Origin of the sequence: Flavivirga spongiicola (assembly GCF_030540825.1) — a bacterium.
GTDB classification, from domain to species: domain Bacteria; phylum Bacteroidota; class Bacteroidia; order Flavobacteriales; family Flavobacteriaceae; genus Flavivirga; species Flavivirga spongiicola.
Map to the genome: position 1 here is coordinate 738,333 of NZ_JAUOEO010000001.1, position 22,436 is coordinate 760,768.

The following is a 22,436-nucleotide window of genomic DNA, read 5'->3' on the forward strand; positions in this document are numbered from 1 at the left end:
ATATTATAAAGAGGTTGTATTATTGACATAGTGCAGCCTCTTTTTTTAAACCATAGCTATGAAAAAATTTACAATACTTTTCCTCTTTCTCTTTTGTGCTTTTAGCCATGCCCAAAAACAAGATGTCACCTATGCTATTTCTCCAAACCCCTTTGAAGAAACAAATAGTATAACCATAACTTTTGAAGGTTCTTCCATAGATGAAGCAGCCTGGGGAGTCACTAACAATGCGCTTTATTTATGGTCCTGGTCCTTCGATTCTAATTTGACAAATCTACAAGATTGCCCAACAAATGGGGATTGGACAAACTCTAACGAAGCCAACCGTTTAACTTACAACTCAGGTACAGATGACTATACAATAACCTTCACTCCTACTACATTTTACAGTAGAACTGGAATTGGCAGAATTGGGTTTCTTATAAAAGCCAAAGATGGATCTGGAAATAAGCAATCTGAAGATTATCTTGCCGATGTCGGTTTATTTCAAGTGTCTTTAACGGCACCATCAAACTCAACAACTATTTTAAATTCAGGTGATAATTTAAGTATTTCTGCCACAAATACAGGTGGCAATGCCGATTATGTTTTAAAAGCAAATGGAGCTACTATAAACACTCAAACAGGTATTTCATCTTATTCTTATACAGATACGAACATAACTATTAATAAAAGTTATGTTCTTGAAATTACGGTAGGCGGGGACACGAAAACCAAATCATTTTCTGTTTTAATGGACCCAGGCAGCGACTTTAGTATTATGCCACAAACTTACTTAGATGGCATCACTTATGATGAAAGCGATCCAACAAAAGCTACTTTGGTACTTTATGCGCCAGGTAAAGATTTTGTTTATGTCGCAGGTAGTTTTAATAATTGGCAGCCTAATGCTTCATATGCTATGAAGCGTGACCCATCTAGAAATAACAAATTCTGGATTACATTAACCGGTTTAACTTCTGGGCAAATTGAAACGTATCAATACTGGGCAGTTGATAAAACACCTATATCAAATTCGCCTGCTTTGGTAAAAACTGCCGATCCATATTCGACATTAGTTTTATCTCCTTTTGACGACCCTTCTATTCCAGCATCGACATATCCTAATTTACCAGCATATCCTGTTGGGCAAGAGCGGGAAGTAACCGTATTACAAACTAACCAAACGCCTTACAATTGGCAAGTCACTAATTTTTCAAAACCAAAAAAAGAAGACTTAATTATTTATGAAGTTTTAATTCGTGATTTTGATGCCGATAGAAATTTTCAAGACATTATAGATAAAATTGACTATTTCAAAAACTTAAATATTAATGCCATCGAATTAATGCCTGTTATGGAATTTGAGGGTAATGAAAGTTGGGGGTACAATACGGCTTATCATATGGCATTGGATAAATTTTATGGTACTGAAGAAAAACTTAAAGAACTTATCGATGTTTGTCACCAAAATGGTATTGCAGTTATATTAGATATTGCTTTAAACCATGCTTTTGGCAGAAACCCAATGGTACGTTTATGGATGAATGATGCTGATGGTGATGGTTGGGGAGAACCCAGCTCTGAAAACCCTTATTTTAACCAAACCGCTAAACATTCATACAATGTAGGATCAGATTTTGACCATTCTAATTCTTTTACTAAGGTGTATACAAAGCGTGTCGTTAAACATTGGATCGAAGCATTCAAGATTGATGGATTCCGTTGGGATTTAACTAAAGGGTTCACACAAAATTGTTCCTCTGGAGACGAGGGTTGTACCAATAGTTATCAAGCAGATCGTGTAGCTATTTTAAAAGACTATGCTGATTACTCCTGGAGTTTAGATGAAACACACTATGTTATTTTCGAACATTTAGGGGGCGATACAGAAGAACAAGAATGGGCTAATTATAGAATTGGAGACCCCATTCCTAAGGGAATAATGATGTGGAGTGAAATGTGGACTGCCTATAAAAATTTAGCTCAAGGACAATCAAGCAATATTAACTTTGATCGTATGGGACATACGGCTCACGGTTTTACAGAAAAACGATCATTAGGTTATCCCGAAAGTCATGATAAAGATCGAATCATGTATGAAATGACAGCATTCGGGATTAACACAAACCCAGCTCATAATGTACGTGATTTAAATACGGCCTTAAAAAGAATGTCTGCACTTGGCGCTGTAACAATTCCTATTCCGGGTCCCAAAATGTTATGGCATTTTGCAGATTTGGGTATGGACGATTCTATATGGACCTGCTCTAATGGTGTTGTTAATTCTGATTATGACGGCAATAATGATGGTGATTGCAAACTTGATACCAAACCTCAGCCTCAATGGGCAAACAATTGGCTTGCCAATAATAATAGAAATAAAATCTATAATGATTGGGCGAGACTTAATAGTTTAAAAATTAACGAAGCTGTTTTTGAAGGTGATTATAATATAACCTCGGGAACTCAAACCCCTAGAATAAGTATTTATACAGGTAATGAAAACACAAGTGGTTCTGAGCTTAAAAATGTTATCATAGTTGCTAACTTTTCAGTAACAAATCAAAATATAAATCCAAATTTCCCTTATTCAGGAACCTGGTACGATTTAATGGATGATTCTGGAAACACTACAATTGACGGCAGTACAACTTCTATTGATTTGCCTCCGGGTGAATTTAGAATTTACGGAAATAAAGGTTCAACGCTATCTACAAATAGTTTTGAAAAGAGCAATGACCTGAAAATACTTCCTAATCCTGTTAAAAACTCTTTTTCAATCAATCAAAATATAAATACACTACATATTTACAGTATGACCGGAAAACTAATAAAATCGTATGAAGGTCATTTTTATAAAGGTCAATCTTTTGACATATCGAACTTATCACGAAGCCTTTATTTAGTAAAAACAACAAATCAACTTGGGAAACAGAACACTATGAAAATGGTTAAATTGTAATAGAAGTGGTTTAAACTTTTTCGGTCAAATCGAAAAAGTTTAAACCACTCCATAGTGTAACAAGTGAAAAGCAAAGAGTTTATTGAAACGAACTTCCCTCATGACAAATCCATAGAGGTCTTTTGCTTGTTTTATATTCAATTAATTGAAACAAGCACCGGAATGACAATTTCAACGGAAACTTCGAGTTAAAATCCCGGGCAATTCTTTTTGATTACTTCCCTAAAATCGTCAATTATATCTGATAAGCTAAATGTGAATTTTCTATTAAAAAATATAAAATGAGGAATCTTCCTTATATATATTTTAATGCAACATGATAGTTTTACCCTAAGAAATAAATACATTTTTTAATAGGTAAAATTATATTCGTAATGAAAAAACTGATTGGATTAGCATTAATAATTTTGAGCTTTTATTCATGTAATAAATCTCAAGAACAGCCACAAGAACAAAAAATCACAATAAAAGGACATGTAAAATTCCCTGATGCTAATGATAAATTTGGTATTACACTAAATAAGATAAAAGATACTGATGAATTTAAAAATGAATATGAAATAGTTAAAGAAATCAAGTTAGATTCGAATAACAATTATTCATTTGATTTAGAAGTTGAGAACCCTGAATTTTACAGACTGGATGTATACAAACAACAACGCGTTGAGTTTTATGCCGATGATGAAGATTTAGAAATTAATTTTAGAGGTATAGATACCGCAAAAATTAAAATAAAGAATCCGCCGCATGTGCATATTGCAGGTGGTGAAAAAAATAACGCATTAAACGCATTGCATTGGGCTCGTTATCAAAACTATCAATATATGATAGCTGTAGGGCAACAGCAATACAGAGCATCATTGTCCGATAGCAAAGCATGGCAAGAAGATGCTGCTAAAGGCTGGGATGTTATGCACGATGTTTATGAACGCGATATTAAAAACATTATTGCCATGTATAGTGACTATCCTACGGTTGTAAAAGCGATACAGAGTTTATCCTGGAAAAGGCATCAAAATTATATGGTTGAGCAGTATGAAGCGTTGGCTGAAAAATTTCCAAATGTAGCATACATTCAAAATGCCAAGGCAGATTTGTTAGAAAAAATAGAAGATTCAAATAAAACTAAAATTGGTGCAGTTGCACCCGATTTTACATTTCCAGATATGGATGGAAATGAAGTATCTCTTAATTCTTTTAAAGGAAAATATGTTTTAATAGATTTTTGGGCATCTTGGTGTGGACCATGTAGAAAAGAATCTCCTAATGTGCAAAAGCAATATCAACTATATAAAGATAAAGGTTTTGAAGTAGTAAGCGTTTCTATTGATAAAAAGGAAGATGCTTGGAGAAAAGCTGTTAAAGAAGACAATCTTAAAGGCACTTTATTATTAGCAAAAGATTCTAAGAAAATTATGAAAGATTATGTTTTCTCCGGAATCCCTTATATGGTTTTATTAGATAAAGAAGGCAAAGTAATGGCTTTAAACCTAAGAGGAGAAGCTTTGCAAGAAAAATTAAAGGAAGTCTTTAATTAATTAATCAGCATTTAGATTTTTTTTAAAATCACTAAACATATTAATACAAAAAAATGAAATTATTTAAAATTATATTACCATTACTTTTTTCCTTTGCTACTGTATTTGCAGATAATAATAAAGATAGTGTCGATGGGAAAGCATTTACAATAACCGGTGATTTGACTAGTTACTATACCGAAGGAACAATTAAAATTGTAGGATATCCAAAAAAGGCAGAAACTAAAAAAGCATCGACTGGCGGAGGTGGAATGATGATGGCTATGGGAGGTTCAGCTTCTAATGAAATAGTATATGCTGAGGGGCCAGTTACAAAAGGAAAGTTCAAAATATCAGGTGAAATTAGTGGAGCTCAAAACGTTTACATTTATATCAGCGCTAAAAACAAACAAGGTAGCACCATGGGTGTTATGAAAGGCATGAATTTTATTCTTTCTTCTGGCTACTTTAAAATGACATTAGGCGATAGACCAAATATTTTCTCTATAACTGGTGGAGATACAAGATTTAATGATGTTATTTTTGCTTATAAATCGGCACCTGAATTTTTAGAGTTACAAGAGAGTTATGGAAAAATTTATGCAGATTATAATAGTAAAACTAAAGCTGAAAAAACAAAAGTGAATGACGAAGCTGTTCGAATTTCAGGAGAAATGATTGATTTTGAATTAGCTCATTACCTTCAAATTGCTAAAACTAATAAGGATAAAGAAATATTGTTAATGATGCTTGACTGTGCTGCTTATGGAGGTCCATGGACTGAAGAAACATATAAAGCATTGATCAATATTGATGTAAAAGATACTCGGGTTAAGGATGTTATTTTTAAAGCAATTAATGCTGGAAAATCAAGAGCTGCAAAAAGTAGAGTTGGAGTAGGAAGTGATATGAACTCTTTTTATACAGAAACATTAGATAAACAAGCTATTTCTCTTAAAGAAGTTTGTTCAAGAGAAGAAAATAAATTTGTATTGTTAGAGTTTTGGGCTTCTTGGTGCGGACCTTGTCGCTCAGAAATTCCACATATGAAAGAAGCTTATTCTGAATATAATAAAAAAGGGTTTGAAATATTTTCATTTACTATTGACGATTCAAAAGCGGCATGGGAAAAAGCATCAAAAGAAGAAAACCTTCCTTGGATAGATAGCGGAATGGGAACAAAAACAGGGCCAAAAGATTTATATGGCGTTACAGGAGTTCCAGCTAATTTTCTGATAGATACTTCTACGGGTAAAATTGTAGCAATAAATTTGAGAGGTGAAAAACTAACAAAAAAACTGAAAGAAATTTTCTAGGTTACTTTTTAATAGCAGTTGTAAAAGTGTGTTAATTTTTATTTTAGCACACTTTTTTTATACGTTAAATTGAAAAGGGGTATAAATAGTTTATTTAAACAGTGTCTAGAAGACCTACCGTTAATCTACTTCAATTTTACGCTCTCTAACTTCAATTAAATCGAAATTATCCTCTCTTTTGAAAACTACTCTATGGACACAAATAATTAACGCATGAAATAAATAATAGAAGTTAGACACAGATTTTCACTAATTAATCTGTTTATGGACAGATTTCAAGCCTTTAAAGACTAGGATTCGTGTTCATGCTTAGTCCAATCTATAAACCGTAAGGTATTAGATTCTTGTCTTTTTTAAAGATGATATTACGCACGGTAGTAAAATTCAAGAAGGGATGAGTTCCAATTTTAATAATACAAAGCACTAATACAGATATTAGGTTGAGCCTTTTGTTCTAAGTTTATGCTAAGCGTAGGCGCAGTATTCTAAACTAACTAAAATCAGGATCTATTAAATGAACTCATCTTGACTTTTTCTATTTCCTAAAAAATGGCTAAAATTCGCCCGTATTTCGTTACTTTTATTATTCGTAGCGATGCTATGCCTTTCAAAAAGTGCCTAATATGGACAAATTTTATCTCATTTTCGGTTAAACATTAAAAGTCAAGATGAGTTCAATATCAATTTTTAACAATTAAAATTTTAGATGTATTACTTGTTTTAAGAATATATAATCCAGTTACAACCGTTTCTGGAAGTTTTAATAATGTCGTATTGTTTAAGGAATTAAATTGGTTGCTAGCTATTTGTATTAACCTGCCATGAATATCAAAGAGATTAAATTCGTCTGTTGCCAAGGTATTTTTAATATAAACCTGATTGTTAGTAACTGGGTTTGGATAAATTAGAATATCTTTCTCTGAAAGATCTGAATCTGAAGAAAAATAGGGAATCGCAAAGTTATAAGCATCAATACCTATTTGTTCACCAATTAAACGACCAGGAATATCATCTGCAGGCGGATGTATACCTCCCCAAATTCTAGAAAGACTTGTTTGATCTGAAGCATCACGATAGGTTGCCCATTGTAATTTCACATCCACGGAGGGACCTTTTTCAAAAACCAAAAATTCATCCTTTTTAGCAATAAATTCTCCCATGCCACCAGGAAAAAAAGCATCTCCAGTTATTAATGTCATCACTTCTGCAGCAGCTCTGGAAAAGGTAGAATGCCCGGATACATATCCAGAAAAAGGTGGCGTCACAAAAGAAGGCCTTTGGTAAGGCCACCAGTTTTCTGCTAAAATCCAACCAACACCAGCGACATCTGATTCTGGATTATTTATGAAGTCATGACCTCGCCATGCATATACTTTTATTTTTCCAACGTGTTCATTATTCGCACCACTTAATTCATCACCTGCTTCTACAACTTCAATAAAACCATTTTCTAAAGGAATTCCTGCTGGATTATAGTTTGCTAATGATTCATCGGTGCTTTGTCCTAGTTCACATAAGTGCCTTATTGCAGAAATTGGCCTTATGTAATCATACCATCCTTTTATTCCCCAAGCTGTAATGGCAGAATCGTGAAGCGCACCTCCCAAAATAAAATACGCTTTTACATCCCATTCAAGTGGGTTTAATTCATTGCCTTCACCATTGAATTTTCGTGTAAAAAGCGTATGATCTGTTACATAATTAAGAATTGTAAACCAGTGACCTGGCGGTGTTTCAGAATCTGGACCATCTGCCCAAAATTCGGCTAGAACTCTTGCGTAATCTGCTCTGGGAACCATTTGCGTTTCATAGGGTTGGTTCGTAACAGGGTTTATACTGTGTCCAATACTAATATCACCACCATCAATGGTGTCATAAAAGTTAGGGTAATCTTTAAAATTTTTTGGAAATAAATTAATGTCAATATTCCCGATAGATTTTGGTGAGACATCCCATAAAATGCCATCTGATGGGTCTAAATGAGAGCTCCATAAAGATACCAAAGAGAAATTCCATTTATATTGCTCATTAGAAACTGTTTGTGTTTCTGTATTTAACTGCGGTGGCATTTCCGGATCGTGATACATCACATAATCGTTGCCGTTTCTTTGGCGAGTTGTTTTTTTGTTGCTAGATAATGCAAATGGGGACACAGATCCCCATTCCGGACTTAAGAACTCTGGGGTTGACCCCGGAATTAAATTACCGCTTTGATCAATAAATGTATTAAAAGTTAATGGTTGCCAACGATTAGGGTTTGTTATGTTAGTCGCTTGCCCTGATGGATTAAGAACAATTGGCGGGTTTGCAGGTTCGTAAAAACTATTATCGTAATCACTTGACTCTCTTGAATTATCTGAAAGACCGTAGTTAATGAGTACCTGACCTACATAATTTCCAAAATCAGCCGCATTACCAGTAAGATAAGAAGTTGACGTATAACTTGAATCGTAACCTAATTGTTCCATAAGCATGTCAAATCGCGCTAAAGATTCTTCGGCACCCGGTGAGTTTTGAAAACGATGCGTTAATAAACGATAAACCGCATAACTCATGGCTTTTCTTATTGAGACTTCATGGCTTTCTGCAGGTGTAAAGTCTGTTAACTCATTTTGAAAATTATTGACTTTATTTCCTAATAGATAAGGTTTAGCCTGTTTGTTGTAAACGGCCCAAACATCATAAAGAGCTACCGATGTGTGAAAAAGGTTTCTAGCATGTACTGTAGGACGTGCATAATCATTCCTTATAGCTTCAAGTAATGCTTCATTCCAAATTCTTGCGACAGAAATGTTTTCTGAAACATTGGCTACACTTAAAATTACATCCAGATTATTTACTAAACTATTACAGTTGCCATCAGTTTCTACAACTGATATACTCCCCTTTTGATGTAATCCCCATTTTACTGAAATACTATTAGTATTCTGACCACTAAGTAATTCACCTCCTTCTATAGTCCACTTAAGTTGAGAACCAATAGTAGTTGGTGTATAATTATAAGTTTCTATTTTGTTAAATGCAGATTGCGATGCTCCTAAAATTTCGTTTGAAGCTAAATATTCGCAGCTACCATCATCAAGTGTTGCTAATGGGTTGTAATTACATGAATTAGGATCTGTACATCCACTTATTAAAATGTTTTCATCTATTTGTAGTGTGGAATCTCCTTCTTTAAGAATGTATCTATGGTTTGTTTCAACATTTAAAAATGTTTGTTTTGAGGATGAAGACCAAATAATTTCAGCACTATCTATAACGGTATTAGCGGCCAAACCAAAATGTAAAACTAAAGAGTGTTGACTACAGTGACTCCCTTGACCATGCACTTCTTGAATTAATTTTTCGCCATTAACGGTTAAAATTACTTTAGCCCCCATAGCATCTTTATTAATACTAACACCTTCTAAATTAAATTGCACCCAATTTTTATCGTTAGAATTATTAGGGTTTAGTTGATTTACAAAAAAAGTTGATTTGGAATTTAAATCGCCATTCATCTCCTGTACAACAACCATGATATCAAGGTCACCATCTTTGTCAAAATCGCAATAAGCCATACCACGTCCTCTTCGAGGGTCATCAATCCCGGCACTTGTTGAGATGTCTGAAAATGTAGAATCTCCGTTATTTAAATATAGTTTATTAGGATCACTCTCTCCGGTGGGTAAAAATGATGAAGGTACTCTTCCATTGGCAACAAATAAGTCTAACCAGGAATCATTATTAATATCTAAAAAAGCCGTACCCCAGCCAGTTGTTAATGCATTGCCACCAAATTCTGAAGTATTTGTATTTTCAACAGCGGCATTTGCTGTAATATCCAAAAACACAGAACTCCCATTGTTTTCAAGAAGTACGTTTCTGCCTAAATTTGTTACGTAATAATCGAAATCTGAATCTTTATCAATATCGCCATAAGCAATTCCCATAGCATAAATGCCAACGTTGGTTTGAGATACGCTAGAAACATCAGAAAAAGAAGCGTTTGGGTAATTGTTTTGATACAATGCGTTAGAGAGAATGTATGCTCCAAAGTCGTTAGCAATGTATAAATCTTGATCATCATCTTGGTCGAAATCTGTTGGTATTACTGCTAAAGCGCAACCCGAGTTGTCTATACCCAATGCTGCTGATTTCTCGGTAAAAGTACCATCGCCATTATTTTCGTAAAACAGGTTTTCAAAGCAATCATGATCAAACCCGGTAATTTCTCCCTCGGCGTTATAGGTAAAACGACGTTCTTTAATATAATTAACGGCATAAATATCTAAAAAACTATCTTTGTTATAGTCTATCAAAGAAGCTCCCATAGTAAAACTTTTTTCTAGTAAACCAGACGTGAGCCCTCTTTCAGAAAATGTACCATTCCCATTATTAATAAAAAGAAGATTCCTTTCAAAATCTCCTAAGTTTCCTTTTCCATTCCAAGTGGTGACGAAAAGATCTCTATAACCATCATTATTTATATCTCCACTTACAGCAGCTGTCGTATAAAAGTTTTTAGTTATTTCAAACCCTGCTGATGGGACTTCTACAAATGTTCCGTTTCCAAGGTTACGATATAATTTGTCTTTTGAAAGACCGCTAGTTAAATAGAGATCCTCCCAACCATCATTATTATAATCAAAGAAAACACAGCCTCCACCCATATGTCCAAATTCATCAAATACATGATCTATTCCTGAAGCTTGGTCAAGTCTTTGAAAAGTTTGCGAAATTGACGTATTCCATATTAAGAAAATGGATAGGAAGACTATTTTTTTCATGATTATTTATTCCTTTTTAACTAAACACACCAAAAAACATATTGCTTTAATAAAGCTTCATATATTTCCATACTTTACACATTTAGAGGCAACAAACTTAAATGAAAGTGTAAAAAAAAATGTAAGGACAATTCCCTATTTTTAAATGAATGTAGGTTATATTGAAGAACTATTCCGTTGAATTATACAATGATTCAATAAGTAATTTGTTTTTAATAGCGATAGCTTGCAGATTGTTGTAACCACTAACATCAAGTTTTTTTGCAATGTTAGTTCTATGATTGTCAATTGTTTTTGGGCTATTGAATAGTGCTTCAGCTATTTCAGAAGTTGACAAATTTTCTGATATTTTATAAAGTATTTTTATTTCAGTTTTAGTTAGTTCACTAAGGTTTCTTATTAAGTTTTCAACATCTATAAATTCTTCTTTATGTCTCTCAAAAAAGGCTTTGCAATTTCTGCCTGTATAATAATTCCCCTTTTTTAATTCATTTAAACATATCTTAATTTCTTCATGCATCCCATCTTTAAATAAAAACCCATTAGGCTTTAATTTTTTTGCTTTAATTAGGGTTGGAATATCCATACAATTGGTAAGTAAAACCACTTTCTTTTCAGAGTAATTCTGCTTTAATCTTTTTAAGGCTTCCACACCATTTACAACAGGCATTTCGAGATCCAGAATAAGATAATCTACCGCTTCAATATTATCCAAAGCTTCCTGTCCATTTTCAACATCAAGTGTTACTTCAAATCCTTCAAAAGAGTTAATAAGAATTTTTAAGCCCAAACGCACAATATAGTGGTCGTCCGCAACAAGTACTTTTAGTTTTTCCATGGCTTTTTTAATTGAGTGGATTTAATTGTAAAATAAAAATAGACCCAGAAGGTTCATTTTTTTCGTAAATAATTTGTGAATCTATTTCAGCAAGCATTTTTTTACATAAAGATAAACCAATACCATAACCTTTTTCTGCATTTGTACCTAATGCAGCAGGAACCCTCTCAGTATTTTTTATCAGAAGATTATGTATATCTTCATTAAATCCAATGCCAGAATCAGCAATTTTAATTTCAGTTAAACCGTTTAAGGATTTTATTATTTCAACATTTATAGTTCCTTTTTTATTGGTAAACTTTACTGCATTAGAGAGTATGTTTCTTAAGGCAAAATCTACAATGTTTAAATCTGATTTAATAAAATTCAGTTTCACATCTGGAGAAAAATTAACAACTAATTCTTTAGCAACAATCGAGCTTTCAATTAATTTTAAGTTCGTGTTAATCAAATCAATCAAAGAAAGGTTACTTTTTTTTACTTTAACACCCGAAGACTGGCTAATAGTCCAATTTAAAAGATTATTTAAAAGGTTTAACAGATTACTTGTGCTTGATTCTATAACAGCTAAGTTTTTCTTTAATTCATCTTTATGAATGGTATTTAAATTATGTCTTAAAATAAATAACAAGTTGTAAAGATCGGTCATAGGGCTTTTAACATCATGAGCTATTATAGATAACAACTGATCTTTAATTTTATTTAAGCCATGAAGTTCTTTTCTCTGAGCCTTTATTTCTTTATTTATCAAGACTAACTTTTCGTTTTGAGAATTAATTTTTTCGTTTCGTTGAGAAAGAAGTTTTTGAGCTTTTTTGTTTTGAATATAGGATCGTAGTATTAAAATAAGAACTAGTAAAATTAAAGCTGATAGTATAATTAACCCTTGAAATTGTTGTTGTTTATTTTTTAATTTTAAATCGTTTAGAGCAAAGTCAATTTCTAATTTTTCTAGATCCCGCTCTTTTTGCTTAAGGGAATACTGAACTTGAGTTTGTTCTTTTTGAGTTATTAATTGTATCTCTTTTATATCATTATCATATTTTAAATAGCTCTCTAAATACGCTAACGAAAGTAAAGTGTTTCTGTTTTGTTTTTCAATTTCATATAAGCCTTTATAAGCATCTTTTAGCACGTTAAGGTTTACTATATGACTTTCATTGTTAATGACTTTTCTATAAAATAAACGAGCTTCATTAAACTTTGATTGTTCTTTATAATAAATTGCTAGGTTTAATGATGCTCGATAACCTTCCTGTAAAAATGCATATTTAGAAGCAATTTGTTGAGCTTTACTATAATTATTAAAAGCAATGTTTTTATCATTTTTAAGATAATGAATATCGCCTAAATGCAGTAGCATGGTACACTCTTCTTTTTTTAATCCTAGTTGACGATACCCTAACAGCGCATCATTATAGTGTTCTATTGCAATATCTAATTTATTTAAATCTACATGGGTTTGCGCCATTTTTTCTTGAGCCCTAAAAACCCTAAAAGTATTGTTATTATTAGTAGCCTCATTTAAAGCATTTGTAAACGATTCAATAGCATCATTATAATCATTTAAATTATAGCTAACAGTACCAATATTCATGTAATATTTATAGCGATCAACTTTAACCTTCAAATCATTTATAATATCGTAGCAGTTTAAATATAACTCTAAAGATCGTTTGTAGTCCCCAATATTATTATAGAGTAACCCTAAATTATTTAAAATGGTAAACTCATTATCTTTATCCTTTAACTTTATATAAAGTTTTAAAGCTTTTTTATAGGATTCTTCAGCCTGTGATATATAGTTTAAGTCGTTTTCAACCAGGCCTCGAAGTGTAAAGTATAAGGCTTTGCTCTTTTCTTCTACTTCTAAAAATTCAATATCATTAAGAATCAACAAAGCATCTTTATAACGTCCATTTATAAAAAGGGCTGTTATATAGTTTGTTGCTACCTTAAACTTTAATGCATTCGATTCAGTTTCTTCGAAGAATGAAAAAGCCTCTTTAGCGTAGCTTAAGCTTTTAAGTGGATTCTTGTTTATGCTTTGAGAATAGTTAAAATTGAGAGTATTAATATCGTTTATAACAGAAAGAGAGTCTTTCTGTTTTTGCCCATACGAGAATATAGCCAATAAAAAAAAGCCTATGAAAAAAACAAGAATGTATTTACGTGGTTTCATTTGCTATTAGGTAGCAACAAATATAACGGAATATTCATTATATTCTGGTAAATCAAAAAAATGAGGAATTATCCCTATGTTTTTTTTAGTCTTCTGGTATAAGTTTGCTGTCACAACATAACCTGTTTAATAACAGAAGGTTAAAAAAGACTAAACTAATAACTATCTAAAATTTCACTAAACATTATGAAATCAAAACAAAAATTAAAGTATCTATTTTCATTAGTACTATTATTTGGACTACTGTTTACAACAAGCTGTGATAAAGATGACGATGATCCTCAAACAGATTTAACTGGTCTGATTCAATTCGGATTTGTAGAAGAATCACTTAGCGATTTCCCTTTTGGTGTGGATCAAAGTACCTATGTCATAGAAAATGATGATCTTTTACCATATCAATTTGATGTCAGTAACTTAACGGCAACATTTGTTGCTATTAAAGGCTCTACAGTAACTGTAAATGGTGTTGAACAAATAAGTGGTGTAACCACCAATGATTTTACAAATGATGTTATCTATACTTTAACAGCCATAGATGGTGTATCACAAAGAACATATACGGTTAAAGCAAAAGTATCTCAAGTAAATCCAGAAGAAGTACAATGGAATCAAGTAGGCGTAAATGCATTTGATGTAGATTTAAGCTCCCAGAAATATTTCTTTCTTAACGGTAAGCACTTTCTAATTGTTGGAAAAGAAGGGAAATTTGGAGTATCTAAATTGTATAGTTCTACAGGTGGGAGTAATTGGACAGAAGAAACACCAACGGGAGACTTTCCAACGGGTTCAGATCATAATATTATTGTACAAAATGGTGTTGCTTATGTTGTAGGGTTTGCAGAATTACTTGATCCTTTTGGAATTGGAGATCCTCAATTTTTTCAAAAAGGATTAACCTCAGATTTATATACAACAAGTGATGGTATTGAATGGACAAAAGTAACTGGAGCATTAGCGATAGATACAGGAGGCTTTTTTGGACCAGAATCTGTTGCCTCAGTTAGGACTCCTTCATTTTCTGTAGATGGTACAATCTATGGTATTGGAGGTAATCAAGCAGTTTTTAGTAATCTTGAAGGTTTCAAGCCAGATGCAGTCTATACCCCAGCAGCAGCAATCGCTTCTAAAACATTAATATCTACAGATGATGGTGCTACTTTTGAGTTAACTGACGATTACACAGCAGAAATGACAAGAAGAACATATGCAGGTTCATACATGTATGAAGGGAAAATGCATATTGTTGGAGGATTGGATTTAGAAGGTGTTCCTTTAAGTGATATTTGGTCTTCAACAGATGGTGTTACCTGGACGCTGGTATCTGATGGTGCCTTTTCTGCCAGAATGAGAACAAGCGTTGTAGCTTATGATGACAAGTTATGGATGTTTGGAGGCGCCTTAGCCGATGGCACTTGTACTTCTGAAATTTTAACATCTGACGACGGTGGTGTTACTTGGGCTTTAGTTGAAGCATTTCAAGCGCTACCAGACACTTTTACTCCAAGATGTAATTCTAATATTTTTGTCGATGCTCAAGGAAATATCTTTATTATAGGTGGACAAACAACTACTGTAGTTGACGGAAAAGCTGAATTTAGTACTTTAACTGATATATGGTCAGGTAAATTAAATAAACTAAACTAAATAATCTACGTATAGTAATAAGTAATGTGGAAAATGTAAAGTATGCTACTTTATTTAACAAAATTTATACTTCGCATTTTCCATTTAAAGACAGTTTTTTGTTTCATTACTACATAGCTATAATCATCGATTAATAAAATATAAAGAAATGATTAAAAACATAATTTGTATAATAAGTGCTATTTTATTTTGCGCATCATCATCTTTTGCACAAGATATTGTAAAAGCGCAATCTGTTAAATCAATAGAAATCAGTGGAAAGATTCTTGATGAAGCAGATAATCAGCCTATTTTAGGAGCAACAATATTGGTTAGAGGCACCACAAAAGGGGTCGCTACAGATTTTGATGGTAGTTTTTCAGTATTGGTGAATATTGGAGATATATTAATGATTTCTTCTTTAGGTTATGGAACTGAAGAGTATAAAGTGGTAGACGAAAAGGAAATCACAATCTATTTAAAAGCGAGTCTGGAAACTTTAGATCTCGTAACCGTTGTTGGTTATGGTGTTCAAGAAAAACGAGATTTAACTGGATCCATTGGATCTATTAAAGCCAAAGATATTGATAAGACCATAGTAAGTATAGATAATGCCTTAGCAGGAAAAATATCAGGGGTACAGGTCATATCAAGTTCTGGCGTTCCAGGAAGTGCTACAGCAATAACCATTAGAGGGATTAGTACTTTAAGTGCAGACAGCAATCCACTAATTGTAATAGATGGTGTTCCTATTTATGGGTCTAATAGAGCAAATAATACCACAGGTTTTGAAAGAGGTGTTCTTCCGGGAATAGGTTTTGGAGGAACAAATGTTTCAAACCCTTTAAGAAATAATTTATCGGAGTTTGAGAGAAATCCATTATCTATGTTAAACTTAAATGATATAGAATCCATTGAAGTTTTAAAAGATGCTTATGCTACTGCCATATATGGTTCTAGAGGTGCCGCTGGAGTTATATTGATAACAACAAAGAAAGGTCATTCAAAAAAACCTAGAGTTAGCTTTAATCACAGCACTACTTTTAGTGACCCGATAGATACACCCGATCTTTTAAATGCAGAGCAATATTCCGAAATTTATAGGTTATCCAATCCTAATTATAGCGACGGCACTTCCTTTCCGTTTACCGGACAGGATAGTAATTGGTTAGACAATGTTCTTAGAACTGGTGTAACTAGTAACTTCAATGTATCTCTATCTGCTAATACTGATAAACTAAATTATTTTTTTAGCACTTCGTATTTAAATCAAGAATCATATATTGTTAATCAGGATTTTAAAAAGTACAATACCCGATTAAATATTGATTATAATATTACCGACCATATAAAAATCGGAGCAAACGCTAGTTTAAATTTTTCAGATAATGCCGCTTTAAATGCACCAAGTATTTATAGAAATGCTGTTTTAAAAGCGCCAAATATTCCTCAAACAGATGATACGGGAGCTTACTTTTTTGGAGCAGAGCCAAATATTTCAGGAATTGTAAATAATCCTTTAGCACAAGCATATAGAGATATAAATAAAGTGGAAGATGATAGGATTATAGGTAACATTTATGCCGAAGTTAAACCATTTGGTTGGTTAACCTTAAAGTCTGAAGTTGGGATAGACCATTATAATTCCGAAGCTTATAGCAGATTAATAAGTAGACCATCTATTGTAGGTGGAAATGCTACATCTAGAAAGATTGAAAACAAAAAGTTTGTCATAAACAATACGGCAACCATTGTAAAAGTATTTGATAATGTACATGCCATTAATAGTGTTATAGGACAAAGTTTTGAAACCTCTAAGGAATGGTCTTTTGCCACAGATGCACGTGATTTTGCCAACGACGATATTTTAGATATTAACCAAGGAGGCACTGTTAATGTTTCAGACCCTCTTTTAAGAGAGTGGGCATTGTTTTCAGTTTTTGGGAGGTTAAACTATCAATATGATCATAAGTATCTAGCAGGAGTTACTTATCGTTTAGACGGATCTTCTCGATTTGCTAAAAATAACAGATATATAGGTTTTCCTTCTTTTTCTTTAGGTTGGAGAGCATCTAACGAAAACTTTTTAAAGAACGTATCCTGGCTAGACGAATTGAAGTTTAGAGGAAGCATTGGTTTTGCAGGTGTGGATGGTAATAGTGGTGTCGGAGGTTATTATGGAAACCAAGGACAATACCAGCTATTCAGATATGGTAACAACACACTTCCTCAATATCTTGACACTCAGATATTACAGGTTATTCAACCTAATAACCCAGACTTGGAATGGGAACGAACAAGAACACTCGATTTGGGACTTGACTTAAGTTTGTTTAATGACAAAATAAATCTTACAGTAGATTATTATCATAAAAAAATAACCAATTTACTTTACCAATCCGCTGTGCCATGGTATCAGGGTTATGCTTTGCAGGATCAAAACATTGGAGATATGGAAAATAAAGGGTTTGAAATAACCCTAAATACAGAGAACATTAAAACCAAAGATTTTACATGGACTACAAACTTTAATATCTCAAGAAATACCAATAAAATTTTAAAGTTAAACTTTGGTGGTAGTGATGAAACAGGAGCAACATTTGGATATAAATACTTTGAAGAAGGACTTTCTGCCGGTCAATTCTTTTTATTCGATTGGGACGGCGTAGATGCCTTGACAGGAAACCCGGTTTGGAACCTTCCTGATGGCACACAAACCCAAACACCACCAGCATCGTTGCCTAATTCATCTCAGTATAGAAGACCTATGGGAGATGCATTACCAGATTTTTACGGTGGTTTTACGAATTCTTTTACTTATAAAAACTGGAATCTTGAAGCCTTCTTTTCGTTCTCATCAGGAAACCAATTATATAATGGTACAAAAGCGTTACTCTATACCTATACAACAACTGATGCTAATAATTTAAGTGCAGATTTGTTAGACTATTGGTTAATTGCAGGGCACCGTACAGATATTCCTCGATTTGATAATGCATCTATTATTAGGAGCTTTTTTGGAGGCGTTGATTATACCTCGGGAAGAGATTCTGATAGGTTTTTGGAAGACGCCTCGTATTTAAGGCTAAAAAATATTAAACTATCTTATAGTTTACCAAAATCAATATTAGATAAAACATTTTTTAGAGATTTTTCCATATATGTACAAGGAAGCAACCTATTAACATTTACAAACTATTCAGGACTAGATCCAGAAGTAAGTGCCTTTGGTTCTTCCGCGTTAATAAGTGGGTATGATGAATTAACCATGCCTCAAGCAAAATCGTATAGTATTGGTATAAATGTTGGATTTTAAAATATATAACAGATGAAAAATATACATATAAAAATAACCTCTTGTATTTGCCTTGTATTCGCCTTGGTATCATGCGATAGTCAGTTAGATTTAGCCCCTACAGACGTGATCGTTGAAAGAGAAGTATTTGCAACGGCTCAAAATGCAGAACAAGCATTATCAGACGGTTATTATAAGCTATTTGAAGCTTCGGTGGGGATGACTCACTTAATACCGGATTTTTCGTTACCCTATGTTGGTGTACCAGATATCGCATTTTATTCAGATTTTTATGGTGGAAACTTAATAGCGACGAATTCACAGGTTGAAACCATTTGGACAGAATATTATGAAGCTATTAATGTAGCCAATGTGTTTATACAGCAAATACCTCTTTTTGGCCAGTATGATGAAGCTACAGAGTTGCAACACATAGGAGAGGCTAAATTTTTAAGAGCCTACTCTTACTGGGCATTATTGTCTTTTTATGGAGACAAGGCGCTTATTGGAAACCCAGAAGGCTTGTGTGTGCCACTTCAATTAGCACCTTTTAATGGTGCTAAATTAGAACCTCAGGATATAAAGCCTAGAAACACTAATGACGAAGTATATACTCAAATTATTAAGGATCTAACAGAAGCTATTGAAGATTTGTCAGAGTCTCATGGTGATAATGTAAAAACCCGCGTTCGTGCAACTAAAACCACAGCTTATGCTTTATTATCCAGAGTACAACTTTATAAAAAGGATTATCAGGCTTGCGCAGATGCTTCAGCTGAAGTGTTAGCAAATACTAATTATAAGTTAGAACTAGGTAGTTTACGCAACTTATTCCCACTAAATGAAGATGGTACAGTTTCTAATTTTAATGACGAGGTCATTTTTGGATTTCCTGTGAGTTCAAATGGGGGCAATTTTCAATTCGGTATTCATAATCTATTTTATTATAACAGAGGTCTTTATGCAGATTCAGATTTTATTAATACTATGGATCCTGCGGACAAAAGAAGGACAGAATTGCTTTTTGATGGGAATCCACTAAATACAACAACTAATGTTGGTGAAAAAACAACGTTTAAATATAATAACCCAGATTCAAGAGATGATATTATTGTGCTACGTTTAGCTGAAATCTTGTTGAACAGAGCAGAAGCTTTGGCACAGTTAAATGACGTAAATTCAGAAAGTGTTTCTCTTCTAAACCAAATAAGAGAACGTAGTGGAATAACACCTGTTCTAGAAAGTGATTTTGCATCAAAAGAAGAACTATTAACGGCATTATACGATGAAAGGCATATAGAAACCGCTTTTGAAGGCCGTAGTCGTTTTGATTTTATGAGGACCAATAGGCCTTTAAGAAATCCTGTACTTACAGATGAACAAAAAACATTTCCAATTCCCCAAAGAGAAATTGATATATCTGGCGGGGTATTAGTTCAAAATCCTGGTTACAATTAACAGAAATAAATTTTTAAAGAACCATAGTTCAACAGTTATAACTAAAAGAATTGGTACTTAAATTATGAGTATCGTAAAAGAACAAATGAAAATAATATCAAAAACAATAATTCTAGTTTTTACTCTAATTTTAAGTACCTCTTTGAATGCACAAGAGCATCATATAAATTTTTTAAAATCAGCAAAATGGAAAAAGGTTTTAAAACAATCCCAAAAGGAAAACAAACCTATTTTTGTTGATGCCTATACAACTTGGTGCGGGCCTTGTAAAGTTATGGATAGAGAAGTATTTACGGATAAAGAAGTCGCTACTTTTTTCAATGAAAATTTCATTAGTGTAAAGATGGATATGGAAAAAGGAGAAGGCATTCAATTAAAGCTGGATTGGGATATTAAAGCGTATCCAACACTACTGTATTTTAATACAAAAGGAAAAATAATTCATCGGGTAGTAGGTGCTTACGGTGCTGCTGAATTTTTAAACTATTCAAAAATGGCAGTAGACGAAAGCAAGATGGCCATAAACTTGCAAAAACGATTTGATGCGGGTGAACGAAGTGGTGTTTTTATGTACGATTATTTAGTGTCTTTAAGATTAGGATATCATCAAGAATTAGAAGCAAAAGTTGCCAATAATTATTTAAGTGCGCTATCAAATGAAGACCTTTTAAAAAAAGAGAACTGGAATATTATTAAAAACTTCATGAAAGACCCTTCAACAAAAGCTTTTCAATATTTAGTTAATAACATAGAAAAAGTAGCCAAAATAAATGGCGCTGAAGAAGTGAATACTAAATTATATAAAACTATAGATAAACAAATCCAAACATGGTCTTATTGGTACGGAGATAAAACATTTGAGACAGAAAAAGAGGAAAATTTACTTAAGTTTTTACAAAAGTCTAACTATGATAAAGCACCATTTTTACTTGGTAAACTATTAGCTAATAAGTATAAGAGGCTAGAAGATAGCGTGCAATATCTTGAAACATTAGATTATATTGTAAAATTTAATTTAGCTCAAAACTCTAGTACCATTGTTCATTATGCAAATACTATTATAAATAACCATGAAAGTGAAAGTGCATGGGCTAAAGCTTTAATATGGTTAAACATCGCTGAAGGCAAAGAAACTAAAATAGAACATAAGGCCGCAATTTTAACAGCAAAAAGTAATGTATTAGCAAAACTAGGAAATAAGTCTGAAGCTGAATTAGCTATATTGGCTGCTAAAAAAGCAGATAAGAAAGCTGAAGCTGCTGGTACTAAAATACATTCTATACCTGCATTTAAAATGACCGGTGGAGGTGATCCCCAAAAAAAAGACTAATTAAAAATTGATAAATTATAAGGCTTCCTGAAAAGCAAATTTCAAGCATTTTCAGGAAGTTTTTAAAAACTATTAAGTATATTTTATAGTAACAAGATGAAACATATTTATATTCTATTTGCTATCCTTTTAACATATAGTGTAGGGCATTCTCAAATGGCAGCGGCCAAAGAAATTCCTCCAAATGTTAGTCATCGCATTAAAATAAAGGCACCCGTAAATGCTGTTTGGGAGTATTTATTAAAGTTTGAAAATCTATCAGAATTTGGCTCGGAAATAGTATCTAAAAGTACAACGAAAGGAATTGGATTAGGTTCTTTACGTGATGTGGTTTTTAAAGATGGTACACAGCGTTCTGAAGAAGTGGAAGTTATAGCACCTAGATTTAAAAAAATAGGTTTTAAAGTTTTAACTTCAGACAAAATATTTTCAAGGTATTTTTACGTTTTTGAGATTAATAGAGCCAATGATTTTGAATGCTTTGTTACTTTGAAATCATATTATGGCCTTAATAGTGAAAAAGAAAGTAATCAAGTTAAAAGAAAGGTTAAAAAAGAACTCGAAACCTTACTTAAAGGTTTGAAACTATATTTTGAAAATTAAATTTTAACATACAAATCAAATATTAACAATACTTTAATAGTTATATTTAAGCTCATTATAAGATAATAAAATATAAAAATATATTTTTGTGGCCACAGGCATGATATGAAAACAGTTGTAGAAAACATACAAGATCAAATAAAAGCAAAGGATACAGCTGATATTGTGCCAGCTCATAAAATTCTGGATATTGCAACAAAAATTGAAAGTAGTGAAGGCGCTATCATCCCTAAAGAAGCCATTGCTTGGATAGAATTACAGCCTTCAATTAAAATTGAAACGAAAGACAATACTCCTGTACTATCATATGTATTATATGGCATCTTTACACTTGCCGTTGTAGTGGCTATTAAAATCATTTTTAATAAACTTAAATCACGTTCTGCATAATTTTCCTTCCATTTACGCTTGCAACATAACAAATCGCTTCTTTTTACAGTTTTATTCGGTTCTTTATATAAAGACATAACATGTTGTATACAAGCTTCCATCTAAGAATTTCATATTAGAAAATGATAGGATAAATCCTATATAAAATAATTACATACTTTTGCCATA

At 32.7% G+C, this 22,436-nt stretch carries 12 protein-coding genes; 9 read left to right on the forward strand and 3 right to left on the reverse strand.

The window, feature by feature from the left end; translation table 11 throughout:
* Positions 1–58: 58 nt before the first annotated feature.
* The 3 genes from Q4Q47_RS02800 (at position 59) to Q4Q47_RS02810 (ending at position 5,777) form a co-directional block, all read left to right on the forward strand.
* Positions 59–2,944 (forward strand): alpha-amylase family glycosyl hydrolase, encoded by a 2,886-nt coding sequence (locus tag Q4Q47_RS02800; protein ID WP_303305135.1) that lies wholly within the window; start codon positions 59–61, stop codon positions 2,942–2,944.
* Positions 2,945–3,318: 374 nt separating this feature from the next.
* Positions 3,319–4,482, forward strand: coding sequence for a TlpA family protein disulfide reductase (locus Q4Q47_RS02805; protein WP_303305136.1), 1,164 nt, complete (start codon positions 3,319–3,321; stop codon positions 4,480–4,482).
* Positions 4,483–4,535: 53 nt separating this feature from the next.
* Complete coding sequence (locus tag Q4Q47_RS02810) at positions 4,536–5,777, forward strand: TlpA family protein disulfide reductase (RefSeq protein WP_303305137.1); 1,242 nt, start codon at positions 4,536–4,538, stop codon at positions 5,775–5,777.
* Between the two features lie 680 nt (positions 5,778–6,457).
* On the opposite strand, the gene Q4Q47_RS02815 is transcribed toward Q4Q47_RS02810, so the two are convergent.
* From Q4Q47_RS02815 to Q4Q47_RS02825, 3 genes are all read right to left on the reverse strand, one after another.
* Positions 6,458–10,546, reverse strand: a complete 4,089-nt coding sequence (locus Q4Q47_RS02815; protein ID WP_303305138.1) for an FG-GAP-like repeat-containing protein — start codon at positions 10,544–10,546, stop codon at positions 6,458–6,460.
* A gap of 169 nt (positions 10,547–10,715) precedes the next feature.
* Positions 10,716–11,384, reverse strand: coding sequence for a response regulator transcription factor (locus tag Q4Q47_RS02820; protein WP_303305139.1), 669 nt, complete (start codon positions 11,382–11,384; stop codon positions 10,716–10,718).
* A 7-nt stretch (positions 11,385–11,391) separates the two neighbouring features.
* Positions 11,392–13,566 (reverse strand): tetratricopeptide repeat-containing sensor histidine kinase, encoded by a 2,175-nt coding sequence (locus tag Q4Q47_RS02825; protein WP_303305140.1) that lies wholly within the window; start codon positions 13,564–13,566, stop codon positions 11,392–11,394.
* A 186-nt stretch (positions 13,567–13,752) separates the two neighbouring features.
* On the opposite strand from Q4Q47_RS02825, the gene Q4Q47_RS02830 reads away from it, so the two are divergent.
* The 6 genes from Q4Q47_RS02830 to Q4Q47_RS02855 all read left to right on the forward strand — a co-directional run bounded on the left by Q4Q47_RS02830 (position 13,753) and on the right by Q4Q47_RS02855 (position 22,268).
* Positions 13,753–15,213, forward strand: coding sequence for a DUF6242 domain-containing protein (locus Q4Q47_RS02830; protein ID WP_303305141.1), 1,461 nt, complete (start codon positions 13,753–13,755; stop codon positions 15,211–15,213).
* A gap of 148 nt (positions 15,214–15,361) precedes the next feature.
* Positions 15,362–18,508: a SusC/RagA family TonB-linked outer membrane protein gene (locus Q4Q47_RS02835; RefSeq protein ID WP_303305142.1), complete on the forward strand. Its 3,147-nt coding sequence runs from the start codon at positions 15,362–15,364 to the stop codon at positions 18,506–18,508.
* 12 nt (positions 18,509–18,520) lie between these two features.
* Positions 18,521–19,945 carry a RagB/SusD family nutrient uptake outer membrane protein gene (locus Q4Q47_RS02840; RefSeq protein WP_303305143.1) on the forward strand — a complete coding sequence of 475 codons (1,425 nt, stop codon included), beginning with the start codon at positions 18,521–18,523 and terminating at the stop codon, positions 19,943–19,945.
* Positions 19,946–20,009: 64 nt separating this feature from the next.
* Positions 20,010–21,275 carry a thioredoxin family protein gene (locus tag Q4Q47_RS02845; protein WP_303305144.1) on the forward strand — a complete coding sequence of 422 codons (1,266 nt, stop codon included), beginning with the start codon at positions 20,010–20,012 and terminating at the stop codon, positions 21,273–21,275.
* Positions 21,276–21,371: 96 nt separating this feature from the next.
* Positions 21,372–21,878: an SRPBCC family protein gene (locus Q4Q47_RS02850; protein ID WP_303305145.1), complete on the forward strand. Its 507-nt coding sequence runs from the start codon at positions 21,372–21,374 to the stop codon at positions 21,876–21,878.
* 105 nt (positions 21,879–21,983) lie between these two features.
* Positions 21,984–22,268 (forward strand): hypothetical protein, encoded by a 285-nt coding sequence (locus Q4Q47_RS02855; RefSeq protein WP_303305146.1) that lies wholly within the window; start codon positions 21,984–21,986, stop codon positions 22,266–22,268.
* The last annotated feature ends 168 nt before the right edge of the window (positions 22,269–22,436 follow it).

Excerpts from the sequence above, each read along its gene's own strand:
- Q4Q47_RS02800 (WP_303305135.1), top strand. The coding sequence starts at position 59 with ATGAAAAAATTTACAATACTTTTCCTCTTTCTCTTTTGTGCTTTTAGC.
- Q4Q47_RS02805 (WP_303305136.1), top strand. The coding sequence starts at position 3,319 with ATGAAAAAACTGATTGGATTAGCATTAATAATTTTGAGCTTTTATTCA.
- Q4Q47_RS02810 (WP_303305137.1), top strand. The coding sequence starts at position 4,536 with ATGAAATTATTTAAAATTATATTACCATTACTTTTTTCCTTTGCTACT.
- Q4Q47_RS02815 (WP_303305138.1), bottom strand. The coding sequence starts at position 10,546 with ATGAAAAAAATAGTCTTCCTATCCATTTTCTTAATATGGAATACGTCA.
- Q4Q47_RS02820 (WP_303305139.1), bottom strand. The coding sequence starts at position 11,384 with ATGGAAAAACTAAAAGTACTTGTTGCGGACGACCACTATATTGTGCGT.
- Q4Q47_RS02825 (WP_303305140.1), bottom strand. The coding sequence starts at position 13,566 with ATGAAACCACGTAAATACATTCTTGTTTTTTTCATAGGCTTTTTTTTA.
- Q4Q47_RS02830 (WP_303305141.1), top strand. The coding sequence starts at position 13,753 with ATGAAATCAAAACAAAAATTAAAGTATCTATTTTCATTAGTACTATTA.
- Q4Q47_RS02835 (WP_303305142.1), top strand. The coding sequence starts at position 15,362 with ATGATTAAAAACATAATTTGTATAATAAGTGCTATTTTATTTTGCGCA.
- Q4Q47_RS02840 (WP_303305143.1), top strand. The coding sequence starts at position 18,521 with ATGAAAAATATACATATAAAAATAACCTCTTGTATTTGCCTTGTATTC.
- Q4Q47_RS02845 (WP_303305144.1), top strand. The coding sequence starts at position 20,010 with ATGAGTATCGTAAAAGAACAAATGAAAATAATATCAAAAACAATAATT.
- Q4Q47_RS02850 (WP_303305145.1), top strand. The coding sequence starts at position 21,372 with ATGAAACATATTTATATTCTATTTGCTATCCTTTTAACATATAGTGTA.
- Q4Q47_RS02855 (WP_303305146.1), top strand. The coding sequence starts at position 21,984 with ATGAAAACAGTTGTAGAAAACATACAAGATCAAATAAAAGCAAAGGAT.